Below are 16,731 nucleotides of genomic sequence, written 5' to 3' on the forward strand. Positions count from 1 at the left end.
CTTGAAGTGCGTTTTGTCTTTTAAGTTGAGTCACTCAGATTTGCTTTCTAAAAGTGCGGTTGAATTTTCTTCTGTTTTTTCTTCCGCACTTTCTAGGGCGACATCTTGAATTGCCATCACTGATTTCAAACTCTTTTGACGAACTTGCTCAGCTAATGCTTTATCACCCGCTTGTTCAAATACATAAGATGCCATCATCAAATCATTTGGCTCTAACTGTTCAGAACAAGCCATCACGTTTTTGAATACGTCTGCGGCTTTAGCAAATTCATTGTTACGAACATATAAATAACCCAAAGCACGATTGATACAGCATTTTTGTTTTTCATCTGCACGTTTTGCACGTTTTTCGATTAACTTGAGAAGTTTACTATTATCTTCTGGTTGTAAACGTGTAATTTGAGTACAAAGTTCTTTGCTAATGCTGGTGTTATCACCAATTTTCTTCAATACTTCGACAGTAAATTCTGATGCTGATTCATGATCATTACAATCAATTAAACGCTGAATTAAACCCACTTTGAGATCAATATTATTACGACGACTACGAGACTGAGCATCCCACCATTCGAGCAAACCATCTACGCCTTCTTCATTCATTTTCTCATCGAGCAAACCATTTTCTGTTTGATAACGAAGATCTTTAAACTCTTCAGCACTGAATAAACCACTATTTTCAACCCCATCTAGAATCTTATCAAGGGCTTGATAAGCTTTAGAACGAAGATAAATTTCTACTGCAAGTTTTAACACTTCTTTATTGCGACCAGCCATTTCTAGCAAACTATCCACAGAACTGCGAGCTGCTGGCAATTTGTTTTGTTGCAATAAAATACGCGTACGGGCAATTTCCACCAGCAAATTATCTGAACCAGCTAATTCAGTAGCTTCAATCAAATAGCGATTTGCACTAAATTCATCACCACGTTGTTGTGCCGCTTCAGCCGCTTTGATGAGGTTTAACACAGGCTCAGCAGAATGTTTGGCATTCTTACCAATCAATTTTTCTGCTTTGGCGTAATCCCCTTCATTCATCTTCATCAAACCTTCAAGGGTTTGTTTCTGCGCTCTCACACGTTTACGGCTAGAAAACCAATTATAAGAACCACGACTTAAACGTAGAAAACGTGTCACGATCCATTCCAAACCATAAATAATCGCTAAAGCAATCACGAAGAAAATCACTAATGTCGTAATCGACATTTCAACGATATTATTCGTTGTTTCAATACGAACATAGCCTTGCTGACCAGAAAGATAAGGCCCTGCAATCAACCCAGCAAGCAATGCTAGCATTAAAAAAAGCACTCTAAACATAGGCTATCCTTATTTTTGTGGCTCAGCTTTTGCCGGTTGAGATTCTTGTTTTTCTGGTGCAGATGCGTCTGTTGCCGCACCTTCAGCTTTAGGCATAGTTTCAATGGCTTTATCCGCTTCAATTTCCACCTTTTGAACATCTAACGGTGCACGATTGAGATATTTATCAAGCAAGGTCAAACTTTGTAATTGCCCTGGCACATCGACATAAATAGAAGAATCAGCCAGCTCATCTACTGATTTTAAGAAATTTTGCGTCACTTCTGCATTCGTATCAAAATAGCTACGAACCCAAGAAGCAACCGCATCTAAAGATTGTTTATAAAGTTCATCTTGCTGGCGTGGCACGGCCATAATAGCAAGTTGTAAACGTAAACGAATGTTCTCACGCAGATAAATATCTTGGTTTGGCGCAAGCAATTCTTTTTTATCCGCACTTTGTTTTGGCGAAATACGAATGAAGTGATTTAGGAAAGAAGTTGCGCTCTTTTCCACATTTTGCTGCCAATCTGCAATATCATCAGATAATTTACCGCTCTTTTCTGGCGTTTCATCAAAATTCACATTCAGTGCTTGTAACTCATCCACCGTATTGGCAAGCTGTGAAAGTTTTTGCATTACTGCATTTTGGTCTACGCTTGAAAGTGAAAGAAGTTGTTTTAAATCTTGGTTGATTGCAGTACGAATCGCATTCGCTTGTGAATTGTTTACCTTAACGAGAGTTTCATCAGCCAATTTTAATAAAGAAATAGCTGTATCAACATCGTTATCTAAAACAAGTTTACGTAAGGCATTATTTAACAAGAAATCTGCTTCGGAAAATAACCAGTCACTCGGTTGTTGTGCACCAGCCAGTTGACTAACTTGTTTTACTTGAGCTTGTAGTGCAGCAATTTCGCCTGTTTTGCCTGCAACTAATTGCTCAAGTTGCTCTACTTTAGCTTGTGCGGTTTTTAAGCCTTGTTCTAATTGTGTAACCTGTTCACTATTATCAGACACTGGGGCAGAAACAGCTACACCACTTTGGCTTTCAAGTGCGGTTAATTTTTTCTGAATTTCAGCTACTTGTTGCTGACCAAAATAATAACCAGCCCCACCCACACCTAGCGCAATGAGAATCGCCAATAAACTCAACGCTGTGCCCGTTTTTTTCACAATAGTTTGTGTAACCGGCTGCATCGTTTCAGTTTTTTCAACCACCGTTTCCGGCATATCACCGACTTGTTCAGTGAGGTCGTTAGATTGATCTTTTGCCATATCAATTCCTTAATAAGTCAGATTGAGTAAGGTATTCAATAAATTCAAATTATTGCCCTTTAGGAAAATCACAATATTTTTCCCTTAGGCTTATTTTTAAAATCTGTAATGCGTTCGCTTTGACAAGAAAAATACGGAGCAGTTCTTCCACCAACTGTAAAGAAATGTAAATCCTTACATTAGTGAAATTAAGTAATTTACGCAATTAAATTGAGGGTTATCCTATCACTCTTAGGTTAGAAAGTCATTTTGATTGTTGATATAAGAAACACCTCAGATATGAGAAATTGAATTAAAAATAAGATTTCTCGTCATTTATTTTGCTTTCTGATGATTTAAAGTCTCGGATTCTTCACAAACTGTGATTTGCATCACAAATTTTTGCATTTATACTCCCTAAGTGGTAAATTGTTCACCAATTTTTGTTGTTCTGGTAGGGACACCGCGTGGAATGTAATCTAGCACAAGCAAAACAATGGGTTAGCGCCTTGGATCAACGCCGTTTTGAGCGTGCATTACAAGGTTCAGGCGATGCATTCCAACACGTTTTAGCGGTTGTTCCTTTACTTTTACACCTAAACCATCCACAACTTCCAGGATATGTTATTCACGCCCCCTCAGGTATTGCAAGTTTCCTCGCATCTGATTATCAAAAAAAATGGCTAACCAATGAATACGCTATTCACTATGCCGATCATAAGCCTTCAACACTCAAAAGTGCGGTAAATTTTCACGAAGTTTTACCACCAATTCTAGGCGTTTATTTAATGGGTAGCTTTGGCTCAATAAGTCAAACCTCTTCATCAGATCTTGATACTTGGATTTGTGTCCGAGACGACTTAACTCCTGATGAACACGCTCTTCTTATCCAAAAAACTAAACGGATTAGTGAATGGGCAATGCAATTTAATGTGGAAATTAATTTTTATTTAATGGATCAACAACGTTTCCGCAATGAACATTATGCTGACCCACTAACTATTGAAAATAGCGGCTCTGCGCAATATATGTTATTGCTTGATGAATTCTATCGATCCGCTGTACGCTTAGCAGGTAAACCTCTACTTTGGTTGCATTTATGGGTGGAAAATGAAAAAGACTATGAAAAAGAGGTGGCGCGTTTAATTACGGAAGGGGAAATTGATCCAAATGATTGGGTAGATTTCGGCGGTTTAGGACAATTTTCTGCAAACGAATATTTCGGTGCTAGCTTATGGCATCTTTATAAAGGGATTGATTCGCCTTATAAATCTGTGCTCAAAATTTTGTTGTTGGAAGCCTATTCCAAGGAATACCCAAACACTTGCTTAATTGCCCGCACTTTTAAGCGAGATTTACTTGCTGGTAATACCGATCCAGATCACCATTTTGATCCTTACATTGCCATTCTTGCAAAAGTAACCCGATATTTAACCGCACTTTCTGAATTTAAACGTTTGGATTTTGTGCGCCGTTGTTTCTATGTGAAAGCAACGGAAGATTTTGCGCGTTACCAAACCAATAATTGGCGTATTCGTTATATGGAAATCCTTGCGCAAGAATGGGGATGGTCTGCAGAAACGGTAAAACATCTCAATAAGCGTCCATTTTGGAAAATTAAGGCAGTAAAAGAAAACCACGATAACATAATGAAATTTTTAATGTTGAGTTATCGTAACTTAGTGGAATTTGCTCGAAAGCATCACATTCACTCGAGTGTCGTGCCACAAGATATCAACATTCTTTCTCGCAAACTTTATACTGCTTTTGAAGAGCTTCCCGGCAAAGTGTCCTTACTCAACACACAAATATCTCACAATTTATCAGAAGCACACCTGACTTTTGTGGAAGTTCGCGGCAATAAACATTTTAAAGATGGTTGGTACCTTATCAATCAACCAACACACCATATTATGTTCTCTAAAGAACGTGTGATTGAATACGGAGAAAGCCTAAATAAATTAGTCTCTTGGGCTTATTTCAATCATTTACTCACTGAAAAAACCGAATTGTCAATTTTTAGCAAGAATGTGACTTTAAGCACATTGCAACGCTTTGTCACTAACTTACGTCAGTCTTTTCCAAGCACCATCGCTAAACAACCTAAAAATAGCGATTTATTAAATCAATGCGAAATTCGTAGCTTGTTTATTGCCATAAATCTCACCGCCGATCCAACATCCAAAGTAGAAGAAGTATTAACCGGTATTTCATCGCGAGATTTATTTAGTTTTGGATCGCTCGAACAAAGCCTTGTGGGCAGTATTGATTTTACTTATCGCAATGTGTGGAACGAAATCCGAACGCTCCATTTTGAAGGGCAAAATGCCATTTTGCTTGCGCTAAAAGTACTTTCTAACAAAATTTATCGTGGCGTTAATCGCCCAGATTCCATCCAAGTATATTGTTATAGCGAACGTTATCGCCAAGATTTACGCCAATTAGTGATGGGATTAGTAAATCGATACGTTAGCATCCAAGTTGGTGATATTCAACAACCTTGTCAAACATCACGCTTACGCGTAGCGGGTAAAAACTGGCAATTATTTTTTGAAGATCGCGGGATTAGCTTACAAGAAATCGGAAATGAATCAGTCTGTAATGAAGCTGAAAATGCGGTGGATTTTGACGAAGTTTTACAAACACCAATTGAAGATGGCGAGACAAACCAAAAAAGTCGTCGCTATCCACCAGAAATGGATGCCTTCGCAAGTGAAGGATTCCTACAATTCTTTTTTGAAGATAATTCCGATGACAGCTTCAATGTTTACATTTTAGATGAATCTAATCGTCTCGAAATCTATCGCCGCTGCGATGGTGAAAAAGATGAAAAAGTGCGGGAGATTAATCAACTTTATCAAAATGCTAAACTAGAAGGCGATAAAAATCCTTACAATATCGTTCAACGTAATTTTAACTACCCTCAATTTTATCAACTAAAAAATGGAAAAAATGGCATATCCATTGTGCCGTTTAAATTCCGCCCAGTAAATAAGTAATATCCTCGTTAGAAATTATTTCTAGCCTGTTTCACTTTTGTTTTTTAATAGATCTTTCCGTATATACACAAATTCAGCTATGATTAACATATATCATCAACGCGTAGTCTGAAAGCTGGCAACAGGAGGAAAAATGACATTAGATGTGTGGCAACATATTCGCCAAGAAGCCAAAGAACTTGCCGAAAACGAACCTATGCTTGCCAGTTTTTTTCATTCTACGATTTTAAAACATCAAAATCTGGGCGGTGCACTAAGTTATTTATTGGCGAACAAATTAGCTAATCCTATTATGCCGGCTATTTCTCTCCGAGAAATTATTGAGGAAGCCTATCAAGCCAATCCTTCGATCATTGATTGTGCTGCTTGCGATATTCAAGCTGTCCGCCACCGAGACCCAGCTGTAGAATTATGGTCCACTCCATTGCTTTATTTAAAAGGTTTCCATGCGATTCAAAGCTATCGAATCACCCATTATTTATGGAATCAAAACCGTAAATCTCTTGCCCTTTATTTACAAAACCAAATTTCCGTGGCTTTCGATGTCGATATTCATCCCGCAGCAAAAATTGGTCACGGCATCATGTTCGACCATGCAACAGGTATTGTTGTGGGGGAAACATCTGTAATCGAAAATGATGTCTCAATTTTGCAAGGCGTAACGCTTGGCGGTACAGGAAAAGAATCAGGCGATCGTCATCCTAAAGTACGAGAGGGTGTCATGATTGGGGCGGGAGCAAAAATTCTCGGTAATATTGAAGTGGGTAAATACGCCAAAATTGGGGCAAATTCCGTTGTGCTTCATCCTGTACCGGAATATGCCACTGCCGCTGGTGTACCTGCTCGCATTGTGAGTCAAGATAAAGCGGCAAAACCTGCTTTCGATATGAACCAATATTTTATCAGCATTGATGATGGAATGAATTTAAACATATAAGGAGACACCATGATCAACAAAGATACCCAACTCTGCATGTCTTTATCGGGTCGCCCAGGTAATTTCGGTACTACCTTTCACAATTATTTGTACGACAAACTAGGCTTGAATTTCATTTATAAAGCCTTCACCACGCAGGATATTGAACACGCTATCAAAGGCGTGCGCGCATTAGGCATCCGTGGTTGTGCAGTGTCAATGCCATTCAAAGAAGCTTGTATGCCATTTTTAGATGAAATTCATCCGTCAGCACAAGCTATTGAATCTGTAAACACAATCGTGAACGATAATGGCTTTTTGCGTGCATATAACACTGATTACATTGCCATCGTAAAATTAATTGAAAAATATCACTTAAATAAAAATGCTAAAGTCATTGTTCATGGCAGTGGTGGTATGGCAAAAGCCGTTGTGGCGGCCTTTAAAAATTCAGGTTTTGAGAAGTTAAAAATTTACGCACGCAACGTAAAAACAGGTCAATATCTCGCCGTACTTTACGGCTACGAATACATTGATTCTTTAGAAAACCAAAAGGCTGACATTTTAGTTAATGTTACGCCAATCGGCATGAAAGGAGGCAAGGAAGAAATGGATTTAGCCTTTCCAAAAGCGCTCATTGATAATGCTAGTGTCGCGTTTGATGTAGTCGCCATTCCTGCTGAAACGCCCTTTATTCGTTATGCTCAAGCACAAGGAAAACAAACCATTTCTGGCGCAGAAGTGATTGTACTTCAGGCTGTAGAACAATTTGAACTTTATACACATCAACGCCCAAGCGATGAATTAATCGCTGAAGCCGCGGCGTTTGCTCGAACAAAATCTTAACATCAAAAGTGCGGTGATTTTTCACCGCACTTCTAATCTTTAATAAAACCAAATTCTCCGCTTTCATCCATTTTTAAAATTGACGCGTAATTTTTTCGCCAATCCCCTAATACAATTCGGGTAAATCCTTCTTGTTGATGAATCGCCTCACGGTGTGTGTGTCCGTGAATTAATAAATTTACACCAAATTCTTGTACTTTTTCTGTCGTGAAGGCTTGATTTACATCCATGATTTCCTGTGATTTGGCTTGTTTATCTTGATTACTCTTCGCCCGAATTTTCTCCGCAATTGTCACCCGCACTTTTAATGGCAAGCACAAAAACAAACGCTGCAACCATTTTTGATGAACTCTGCGGCGAAATTGTTGGTAAGCCTCATCATCAATGCAAAGTGTATCACCATGACAAAGTAAGATTTTTTTATCATAAAGTGTGATTAATTGATAATCAGGCAAAAGCTGAACACCTGTATCTTTCGCAAAACGTTCACCAATTAAGAAATCACGGTTGCCGTGCTGAAAATAACATTGCACATCTTGCTCGCTTACAGATTTAATTAAATCTTTAACTTGTTGAATCAATGTAGATTGCTCGTCATCACCAATCCAAAAATCAAAAAGATCACCTAAAATGTAAAGCCGTTCAGCTTGTGGGGCAAGACTCTGCATAAAATTGAAAAAAAGTGCAGTCAATTCAGGCCGATTTTCGCTTAGATGCAAATCAGAAATAAAATAGCTATGTTTCATAAAAATTCCACGATTTTTGTTTAGATTAGCACATATTGATATTGAATTTGCTATACTTTAACGAAATTTTGTATAGGACATCCTCATGTTAAAATTACTTCGAATTTTCCTCGTATTAATCTGCTGTATTCTAATTTGTGTACTGGGTACGATTTATTCTTTTATCCGCTTTAAAAATCCAAGCAACGTAGGCATTGTTGCACGTTGGTTTGGGCGTTTATATCCACTTTTTGGCTTAAAAGTAGAACATCGTATTCCTCAAAATCAAGAGCAGATTGGACGTGCCATTTATATCGGTAATCACCAAAACAATTATGATATGGTGACAATCTCTTATATGGTGCAACCTCGCACAGTAAGTGTGGGTAAAAAAAGTTTAATTTGGATACCCTTCTTCGGCATTCTGTATTGGGTAACAGGCAATATTTTCTTAGATAGAGAAAACCGCACAAAAGCACACAGTACGATGTCGCAGCTCGCACGACGAATTAATGAAGATAATTTATCTATTTGGATGTTCCCAGAAGGCACTCGCAGTCGCGGTCGCGGTTTATTACCCTTTAAAACGGGTGCATTCCATGCGGCAATTTCAGCAGGTGTACCGATTATTCCAGTCGTTTGCTCAACCACGCATAATAAAATTAATTTAAATCGCTGGGATAATGGCAAAGTGATTTGCGAAATAATGGGTCCAATCGATGTTTCAGGCTATACCAAAGACAATGTTCGAGATCTTGCGGCTTATTGTCATGATCTAATGGAAAAACGCATTGCCGAACTTGATGAAGAGATAGCAAAAGGAAACTAAAATGCCACGCCTTTCTCGCCGTCAATTATTAAGAACAGCTGCGATTTCTACCGCACTTTCCACTGTGCCAGCACCATTGTTAGCGGCAAGCCGTGAAAAATTAGTTGTGCCACCACTAATTGAAGTTCGTCACGGTCGCCCGATTGTATTAACAATGCAGGAAATGAATTATCCCCTAGATGGCTCACACAATGTGACAGTATGGGGATTCAACGGTAATTATCTTGGCCCAACCATTAAAATCAAATCAGGTAGCTTTGCTAAACTTAATTATCATAACAATTTGCCACAATCCGTTGCCTTATCTATTCAAGGCTTACAAGCATCGGGTGAACTGTTTGGTGGAGCGGCTAGAATACTAAAAAAAGGCGAGTCCTGGGCACCCATCGTGCCTATTGAACAACCCGCAGCAAGCTGTTGGTATCGTTCCGCAACATTAGCCAACTCAGCCTATCAAACCTATCGTGGTTTAGCTGGAATGTGGTTGATTGAAGATGAACAAAGCCTAAAAGCGAATCTTCCCAATAAATATGGCGTTGATGACATTCCATTGATTTTACAAGATATGGAATTTAATAATGATGGTCTCCAATTATTCAAACAAAATCAACCGCACTTTGTAGGCAATCGCTTATTAGTAAATGGTATTGAAGCACCATATTTAGATGTCGCACGCGGCTGGATTCGTTTACGTTTGCTCAATGCTTCATTAGCTCGTGCTTATGATTTGCGCTTAGATAATGATCAAGAAATACTACTTATTGCACAAGATTTAGGTTTCTTACCACAGGCTAAATCGGTCAAATCTTTGGTTCTCTCGCCAGGAGAACGCGCAGAAATACTGGTTAATATGAATGAAATTGACAACGTATCTCTCATTAGCGGAAGTAAACGTGGCTTGTACGACAAAATGAAAAATATGTTGATCTCAAGCGATGAACTCGCTGATAACACAGTGCTTGAATTACGAGCCCAAGGACAAATATCCGCATTTAACAAACAACCAAACCTCACTTTCGGAACGGATGCGCCAGCAATGTTACAACAAGCCGTTGCACAAACTCGAGAATTTAATATTGATGTCACAAACGGTTTAATTAACCAAAGACGTTTTGACCCACGCAAAGTTGATGTAATAGCCCGAAAAGGAACAATTGAACGCTGGATTTTAAATGCAAATTTACCTGTTGGATTTACTATTCAAGGTGCCAAATTTGTGGTGGAAAGCCAAGGAGAACATCAATTCCAAGCTGAAGAATTAGCTTGGAAAGATACAGTTTGGGTAAAAAACAAAACTCAAATTTTAGTGAAATTTGATCAAGCATCTTCTGGCAACTACCCATTCTTATTTGGGGTATCGAATTTAATGCTAGAAGATATGGGATGTATTAGCGTACTGGTGGTACAATAGCTTTAACTATCCTAAAACACCATGAATTTTAATCATTCATACTTTATTTAAATAATGAAAAATCATTAATATTCGCCGTACTTTCTTTATACGTAAATCCGTATTTACAATGTCCGATGTTCCAAAATAACCGCAACTAATACTTTATCTTTCAATCTATGATAAGTCTGGAGCCCCCAACTGATTTAGGTAAAAGATGGTTAATAGCTGGAAATTTGAGAAAAGGATCCTTAAGGCCAATATACAATCCAAGTTCAAGTAGGTAAGATTGTTTATGCTCCGTTGACATTTAACGTTGTAAAATAAGAAAAACTCGGCTTTTGCTGAGTTTTTTAATTTTATGCACGTAAAGTTATAGAAAAATCTAGATACATCCCATCAACAGTTTATTGAAAAATATTACTAGCCTTGACCTTTTTCCAGTATAATCTGACCAATTTTCTGACAAATTAAAACAAGACGATGAATAAAAAATACGCTTTAAGTTCACTTGCTATTTTGACCGCACTTTATAGCCAACAAAGTTTGGCGGATTTACATGAACAATGTTTAATGGGCGTGCCAAAATTTAGCGGTGAAATCATGACGGGCGATGTGAATTCTCTGCCTGTATATATTGAAGCAGATAATGCAGAAATTAATCAGCCAAATAATGCTACCTATCGAGGTAACGTAGATTTGAAACAAGGCAATCGTCATTTGTTAGCACAATCCGTGCAGGTAAAACAATCAGGCAACCAGCCAACACCTTTACGCATGGCTTATGTCCGCGATGGATTTGATTATAAAGATAATCAGATCAATATGTTGGGTAAAGATGCGGAGTTTAATTTAGATAGTCATGATGGCAATTTAACAAATTCAGAATATGAATTTGTCGGTCGTCAAGGTCGAGGTAAGGCTGATGATATAACATTAAGTAATAATTATCGCGTAATGAAAAGCGCCACCTTTACTTCATGTTTGCAAGGTAATAATACTTGGGCTATAGATGCGTCAGAAATTCGTCAATACGTGAAAGAAGAATATGCTGAAATGTGGCATGCTCGTTTCAAAGTGCATGGTGTTCCTGTCTTTTATACCCCTTACTTACAATTACCCATTGGAGATCGTCGTCGTTCTGGCTTATTGATTCCAAGTGCGGGGACATCTAACCGAGATGGTCTTTGGTATGCACAACCAATTTATTGGAATATCGCACCTAATTACGATCTTACTTTTACCCCGAAATATATGTCTCGCCGTGGTTGGCAAGCAAATGGGGAATTTCGCTATTTAACCCCTATTGGCGAGGGTAAAGTCGCAGGAGAATATTTAGGTAACGATCGTTACTCTGAATATTCTAGTGATAATCGAAAACGTCATTTGTTCTATTGGAATCACAATTCTAGCTTTTTACAAAATTGGCGCTTAAATATTGATTATACCCGAGTAAGCGATAAACGTTATTTCAGTGATTTTGAGTCCGTTTATGGTCGCAGTACTGATGGCTACGCAAACCAATATGCTCGCGTAGCTTATTATCAACAAAATTATAATTTTTCTCTTTCTGCACATCAGTTCCAGATTTTTGATGAAGTGGACATCGGCCCTTATCGTGCAATGCCACAATTAGATTTCAATTACTACAAACATGATTTGGCTAATGGATGGTTAAATTTCAAATTACATTCACAAGCTGTTCGGTTTGATAATGACAGTGAATTAATGCCAACTGCATGGCGTTTCCATGTAGAGCCTAGCCTAAATTCTTTAATGTCAAATAAATACGGCAGTTTGAATATTGAAACTAAACTTTATGCGACTCGCTACGATCAGAAAAAAGGTTCAGGAAAAAATGCAGAGGACGTGCAAAAAACTGTAAATCGAGTTATTCCGCAATTTAAAGTTGATTTACAAAGCGTATTAGCACGCGATACAACGTTCTTAAAAGACTATACACAAACTTTCGAACCGCACGTGCAGTATTTATATCGTCCTTACCGAAATCAAAGCAATATTGGTTCAAAACTTAATAATGAATATTTAGGATTTGGTTACGATTCAGCATTAGTACAGCAAGATTACTATTCTCTATTTCGTGATCGCCGTTATAGTGGTTTAGACCGAATTTCATCGGCAAATCAAATTACCTTGGGTGGCACAACGCGTTTTTATGATATTGGTGGCGAAGAACGCTTTAATTTATCTGCAGGTCAAATTTATTACTTAAGTAATTCTCGTATTGATGAAAACCCAGCAAATAAAACCCCGACTTCCTCATCAGATTGGGCCTTAGAATCTAATTGGAAAATGAGTGATAAATGGCATTGGCGTGGTAGCTATCAATTTGATACTCATACTAACTCAACATCATTAGCGAATACATCACTAGAATATAATCCTGAAAAAAATAATTTAATTCAGTTAAATTATCGATACGCTAACCAGGAATATATTGACCAAAACTTAGGTAAATCAGTTAACGCATATCAACAAGATATCCAACAAGTGGGATTGGTTGTAGGCTGGGAAATTGTGAATAATTGGGCTGTGGTAGGGCGCTATTATCAAGATCTCGCCTTACAGAAACCAGTAGAACAGTATATTGGCGTCCAATATAACAGCTGTTGTTGGGCTGCTGGTATCGGAGCTAGACGCTACGTCACAAGCCACCAAAATCAAAAACATAATGAGGTCGTTTACGATAATAGCATTGGCGTAACCTTAGAATTAAGAGGTTTAGGCACCAATGACCATCAAAGCGGTATTCAAGAAATGCTAGAAAAAGGAAAACTACCTTATATTCGAGCATTTAGTTTAAATTGATTGGTTTACAAAAAAGATACTTAAGAAATTTGATGAAATTAAGCGGAAATACCTACCCCTAGGATTAATATCCAAAGACTTTTCCGTTGAGCATGTAGTTATAAGCTCTATAACTATCTAAAAATTCTAGCATATAGTTTTTATAGTCGGACTTTAGCGCTCTATAACAAAAAAATCGCACCTTTAACAGTGCGATTTTTTCTTATATTAATTTAGGACATTCTGCCGTTTTCTATACCAATAACCTGATCACAAATTGCCATCGTAGACTGGCGATGACTGACGAGAATAATCAATTTCTCAGCTTTAACATCGAGTAATGATTTCAAAATCATCGCTTCGTTTAAGCTATCCAAATTACTGGTCGGTTCATCGAGTAAAATAATCGGTGCATTATGTAAGAATGCACGCGCAATACCGATACGTTGTTTTTCACCATCAGAGAGGTTGCCGCCCAATTCCGTCATTTTCGTTTGATAACCTTCTGGCAAGCTTAAAATGAAATCATGAATTGAGGCTTTCTTTGCTGCTTCCATAATTTCTTCTAATGTTGCATCACGGCGAGCAAGACGAATATTTTCCTCGATGGTTTCGTTGAAAATGTAGGTTTGCTGGGTAATGTATGCCATATTGTCACGCAAGCTACGAGTGTTGATATTCGGTAAAGTTTCGCCGTTAATTTTAATGCTACCTGATTTAGGATCGTAAAAACGCATCAGTAATTTCAACAAGGTACTTTTACCGCTACCGCTTCTGCCGTGAATCCCCAAGATTTCACCTTTTTTCACAGATAAGCTGACATCCAATAAAATCTGTTCTTCGCCATAAGCGAAGTTTACATTCTCGACATCAATGCGAGAAACATCTTTTAAATCGACCGCACTTTCTACATCTTTTAATTCTGGCTCTTCCGCTAATAAACTTAATACTCGCTCACCTGAAGCCAACGTTTGTAACAAGTTGCTTGAAAGGTTACTTAAGGCGATAACTGGCCCGTAGCTCGACATCAATAAAATCACGCCGATTAAAAAGGCAGAAAAATCAATCTTATCTAGGCTAAACAAAATTAAGCCAGTGAATAACATAATGATGTTAAATGCTGATACTGCTACTTCAGTATAAACACGCACTTTTGCTTCTTGGTCTTTAATGCGTTCGAAAGCTGTATCAATTTTTTGACTACGTTGTTGGATTTCTTCTAAACGTTGTTGTGCATAGCCAAAAAGCTGAATTTCTTTCATACCACGCACACTGTCGAGGAAGAAATCATTCATTTCGCCTACCAATTCACGATAGCGTCTGCCATCTTCTCGCGCCAATTTGGTGGTGATAATCGGTAAAATCACGCCAACTGTTAAATAAGCGGCTAATGCCACAAGCACAAACCAGCCTGAAAGATGCGCAAAGACCAACAATAAAATCGCAGAGGTAAAGAACGCAATCATAATTGGTGCAATGGTGTGTGCATAGAATACTTCGAGTAATTCTATATCGTTGGTCACCAATGACACTAATTGTCCTGCTTGTTTATCTTGCAACTTCACAAAAGCTAGGCGACGCAAAGAAGAAAACACTTTGTCACGCAATAATGCCAGTAATTTAAAAGCAATATAGTGCCCAGACATTTGCTCTAAATAACGCAACGCGCCACGAGCCACCGCCAATACGATAAGTGCGGTCAAAATTCCAGAAAAAGTTAAATGGGTGTCAAAGTTAAGAAGATTCACTAACCCCATCGCACCCAGCACCATAATAAAGATGGCAGCCAGGAAACCGAGCGTTCCCATGGTGATGGTAAACGCCATAATGTGCGCAAGTGGAGTCACTAATTTCAATAAATGCCCCATCACAACAAAACCATTTTTACGCATTTGCCACCTCTCTAATTTGTTCTAAATCTTTTTGTTGTTGGAACATTTCTGCATACGCACCTTGTTTTGCCATTAAGGTTTCGTGTGTGCCTTGCTCAATCAATTTGCCTTGGTCAAGTACGTTAATACAGTCCGCATTTACCGCATTTGCCAAGCGGTGAGAAATCATCACAATGGTTTTTTGTTGTTTAAATTGTTGAATGAACTGCAGAATAATTTCTTCGCTTTCCACATCAATGTTACTGGTCGCTTCATCAAAAATATAAAGCTCGGCATTGTGTAATAAAGCACGCGCTAAGGCTAAACGTTGAATCTGACCGCCTGATAAATTTGCGCCACGGCTTAATAGCGGCATATCTAACCCGCCATTTTCGCGTACAAATTGGGCAAGATTTACTTGTTCTAAACACGCATAAATTTGCTCGTCTGTGGCATCAATTTTCGCCATCGTCATATTTTCACGCAGCGAACCTTTAAACACGTAGCTGCTATGGCTCACCAACGATACTTTTTGATAGAAAGAAGTGCGGTCAATTTCTGAGGCGTTTTGTCCATTAAACAAAATCTCACCTTGTTGCGCTTTATTAAAGCCCATCAACAACGAAACTAAGGTTGATTTGCCGCAACCACTTTTACCCACAAATACAGAAAGTTGGTTTGGTTGAATCGTTAAAGTTAAACCTTGAATTGCTGGTTTTTCTGCAGAGTACGCAAAATGTAGATCTTTAATTTCCACTTGAACGTTATTTTTTGCTTCAAAATCCACCGCACTTTGTTGGTTTTCCACTGGCGTATCAAGCAATGTGAAAATCTTATCCGAAGCTGCTTTACCATTCATCGCCACATGGAAGAATGAACCCAGCAAACGAAGCGGAATAAAAAACTCAGAGGAAAGTAGAATAAATAAAATCACGCCTAACACGCTGAGTTGTGCATCTTGGAATTGCAATAGTGCGGTTAAAATCCCGATTGCTGCGCCACCATAAGCGAGCAAATCCATCAGTGATACCGAGTTAAGTTGCATAGTAAGCACTTTCATGGTGATTTTGCGGAAATGCTCTGCTTCTTCATCCATTGCTTTCGCTTTATAAGCATCATCTTGATAGATTTTTAACGTGATTAAACCTTGTAGGTTATCTAAAAAGCTGCTGCCTAATCCCACATAAATGGACCAATATTTTGCCAAAAGTTTTTTCGCAATTTTATTCACCGCAATAATCGACATCGGAATAAGCGGCACGCAAATTAATAAAATAATGGCTGTTTTAAAGCTGAAAAAGATCAGGAAGGCAAAGAGAGTAAGTGGAGCAAGCAAGCTATAAAAAAGCTGCGGCAAATAACGCCCAAAGTAGATTTCAAGCTGTTCTACACCTTCTGATGCCACTTGGATAATGCTTGAAGTGGATTGTTGATTCACTTGATTAAGTGGCATAGAAGCCAATTTACGATAGATAAGGCTACGCAATTCATGCTTCACTTTTGTGCTGGCAAAATAAGACGCCTGCACCGATTTTTTACCGGCAAAAGCACGTAATGCCAATGCCGCAATTAAAATCACACCTAAACCCACCGCACCTGACATCGTCAACTCTTTAAAATAAGCGGCTTGTAAAATATAAGAAAACACGACGGCACTAATAATCCCGCCAACTAACGCCACCCAATTCCACAACACAGTGACACCAATCCATTTTTTACTATCGGCCACCGTGTTAATTAGGCGTTTATCTATCATCATAATGATTACTCCTAAAAAGAAGTACGCAATCAATG

At 38.3% G+C, this 16,731-nt stretch carries 11 protein-coding genes; 6 read left to right on the top strand and 5 right to left on the bottom strand.

Translation table 11 applies throughout. The features are described from left to right. Positions 1–30 precede the first annotated feature (30 nt). Together AC6H0J_RS02055 and AC6H0J_RS02060 are read right to left on the bottom strand one after the other, a co-directional pair. Entirely contained in the window at positions 31–1,317 is a 1,287-nt protein-coding gene (locus AC6H0J_RS02055; protein ID WP_497512756.1) for a heme biosynthesis protein HemY, read from the bottom strand. Between the two features lie 9 nt (positions 1,318–1,326). Then, positions 1,327–2,574 (bottom strand): uroporphyrinogen-III C-methyltransferase, encoded by a 1,248-nt coding sequence (locus AC6H0J_RS02060; protein WP_497512757.1) that lies wholly within the window; start codon positions 2,572–2,574, stop codon positions 1,327–1,329. 446 nt (positions 2,575–3,020) lie between these two features. Between AC6H0J_RS02060 and AC6H0J_RS02065 the strand changes: the two genes are divergently transcribed. From AC6H0J_RS02065 to AC6H0J_RS02075, 3 genes are all read left to right on the top strand, one after another. After that, entirely contained in the window at positions 3,021–5,552 is a 2,532-nt protein-coding gene (locus tag AC6H0J_RS02065; protein ID WP_497512758.1) for a class I adenylate cyclase, read from the top strand. A gap of 133 nt (positions 5,553–5,685) precedes the next feature. Continuing rightward, positions 5,686–6,489, top strand: coding sequence for a serine O-acetyltransferase (gene cysE, locus AC6H0J_RS02070; protein WP_497512759.1), 804 nt, complete (start codon positions 5,686–5,688; stop codon positions 6,487–6,489). 9 nt (positions 6,490–6,498) lie between these two features. Then, complete coding sequence (locus AC6H0J_RS02075) at positions 6,499–7,314, top strand: shikimate 5-dehydrogenase (RefSeq protein WP_005625579.1); 816 nt, start codon at positions 6,499–6,501, stop codon at positions 7,312–7,314. A 32-nt stretch (positions 7,315–7,346) separates the two neighbouring features. Here the strand turns inward: AC6H0J_RS02075 and lpxH are convergent, their stop codons facing one another. Further along, positions 7,347–8,060, bottom strand: coding sequence for a UDP-2,3-diacylglucosamine diphosphatase (lpxH, locus tag AC6H0J_RS02080; RefSeq protein WP_005625577.1), 714 nt, complete (start codon positions 8,058–8,060; stop codon positions 7,347–7,349). Between the two features lie 85 nt (positions 8,061–8,145). Here lpxH and AC6H0J_RS02085 point away from each other — a divergent pair, with 85 nt between their 5' ends. From AC6H0J_RS02085 to lptD, 3 genes are all read left to right on the top strand, one after another. Further along, complete coding sequence (locus AC6H0J_RS02085; RefSeq protein WP_046953195.1) at positions 8,146–8,868, top strand: 1-acylglycerol-3-phosphate O-acyltransferase; 723 nt, start codon at positions 8,146–8,148, stop codon at positions 8,866–8,868. A gap of 1 nt (position 8,869) precedes the next feature. Further along, positions 8,870–10,279 carry a multicopper oxidase domain-containing protein gene (locus AC6H0J_RS02090; protein ID WP_046953196.1) on the top strand — a complete coding sequence of 470 codons (1,410 nt, stop codon included), beginning with the start codon at positions 8,870–8,872 and terminating at the stop codon, positions 10,277–10,279. Between the two features lie 462 nt (positions 10,280–10,741). After that, positions 10,742–13,087, top strand: coding sequence for an LPS assembly protein LptD (gene lptD / locus AC6H0J_RS02095; RefSeq protein WP_005625569.1), 2,346 nt, complete (start codon positions 10,742–10,744; stop codon positions 13,085–13,087). 212 nt (positions 13,088–13,299) lie between these two features. Here the strand turns inward: lptD and AC6H0J_RS02100 are convergent, their stop codons facing one another. Together AC6H0J_RS02100 and AC6H0J_RS02105 are read right to left on the bottom strand one after the other, a co-directional pair. Further along, the gene (locus tag AC6H0J_RS02100; protein ID WP_118817527.1) at positions 13,300–14,958 is read right to left on the bottom strand and encodes an ABC transporter ATP-binding protein; all 1,659 of its coding nucleotides are present in this window, start codon (positions 14,956–14,958) and stop codon (positions 13,300–13,302) included. Then, a complete protein-coding gene (locus tag AC6H0J_RS02105; protein ID WP_005625565.1) occupies positions 14,951–16,696 on the bottom strand; it encodes an ABC transporter ATP-binding protein/permease in 1,746 nt (581 codons plus the stop codon). The genes AC6H0J_RS02100 and AC6H0J_RS02105 overlap by 8 nt, the downstream gene beginning before the upstream one ends. Between the last annotated feature and the right edge of the window lie 35 nt (positions 16,697–16,731).

The sequence above is a fragment of the Haemophilus sp. THUN1691 genome, assembly GCF_059704425.1.

Excerpts from the sequence above, each read along its gene's own strand:
- AC6H0J_RS02055 (WP_497512756.1), bottom strand. The coding sequence starts at position 1,317 with ATGTTTAGAGTGCTTTTTTTAATGCTAGCATTGCTTGCTGGGTTGATT.
- AC6H0J_RS02060 (WP_497512757.1), bottom strand. The coding sequence starts at position 2,574 with ATGGCAAAAGATCAATCTAACGACCTCACTGAACAAGTCGGTGATATG.
- cysE (WP_497512759.1), top strand. The coding sequence starts at position 5,686 with ATGACATTAGATGTGTGGCAACATATTCGCCAAGAAGCCAAAGAACTT.
- AC6H0J_RS02075 (WP_005625579.1), top strand. The coding sequence starts at position 6,499 with ATGATCAACAAAGATACCCAACTCTGCATGTCTTTATCGGGTCGCCCA.
- lpxH (WP_005625577.1), bottom strand. The coding sequence starts at position 8,060 with ATGAAACATAGCTATTTTATTTCTGATTTGCATCTAAGCGAAAATCGG.
- AC6H0J_RS02085 (WP_046953195.1), top strand. The coding sequence starts at position 8,146 with ATGTTAAAATTACTTCGAATTTTCCTCGTATTAATCTGCTGTATTCTA.
- AC6H0J_RS02090 (WP_046953196.1), top strand. The coding sequence starts at position 8,870 with ATGCCACGCCTTTCTCGCCGTCAATTATTAAGAACAGCTGCGATTTCT.
- lptD (WP_005625569.1), top strand. The coding sequence starts at position 10,742 with ATGAATAAAAAATACGCTTTAAGTTCACTTGCTATTTTGACCGCACTT.
- AC6H0J_RS02100 (WP_118817527.1), bottom strand. The coding sequence starts at position 14,958 with ATGCGTAAAAATGGTTTTGTTGTGATGGGGCATTTATTGAAATTAGTG.
- AC6H0J_RS02105 (WP_005625565.1), bottom strand. The coding sequence starts at position 16,696 with ATGATGATAGATAAACGCCTAATTAACACGGTGGCCGATAGTAAAAAA.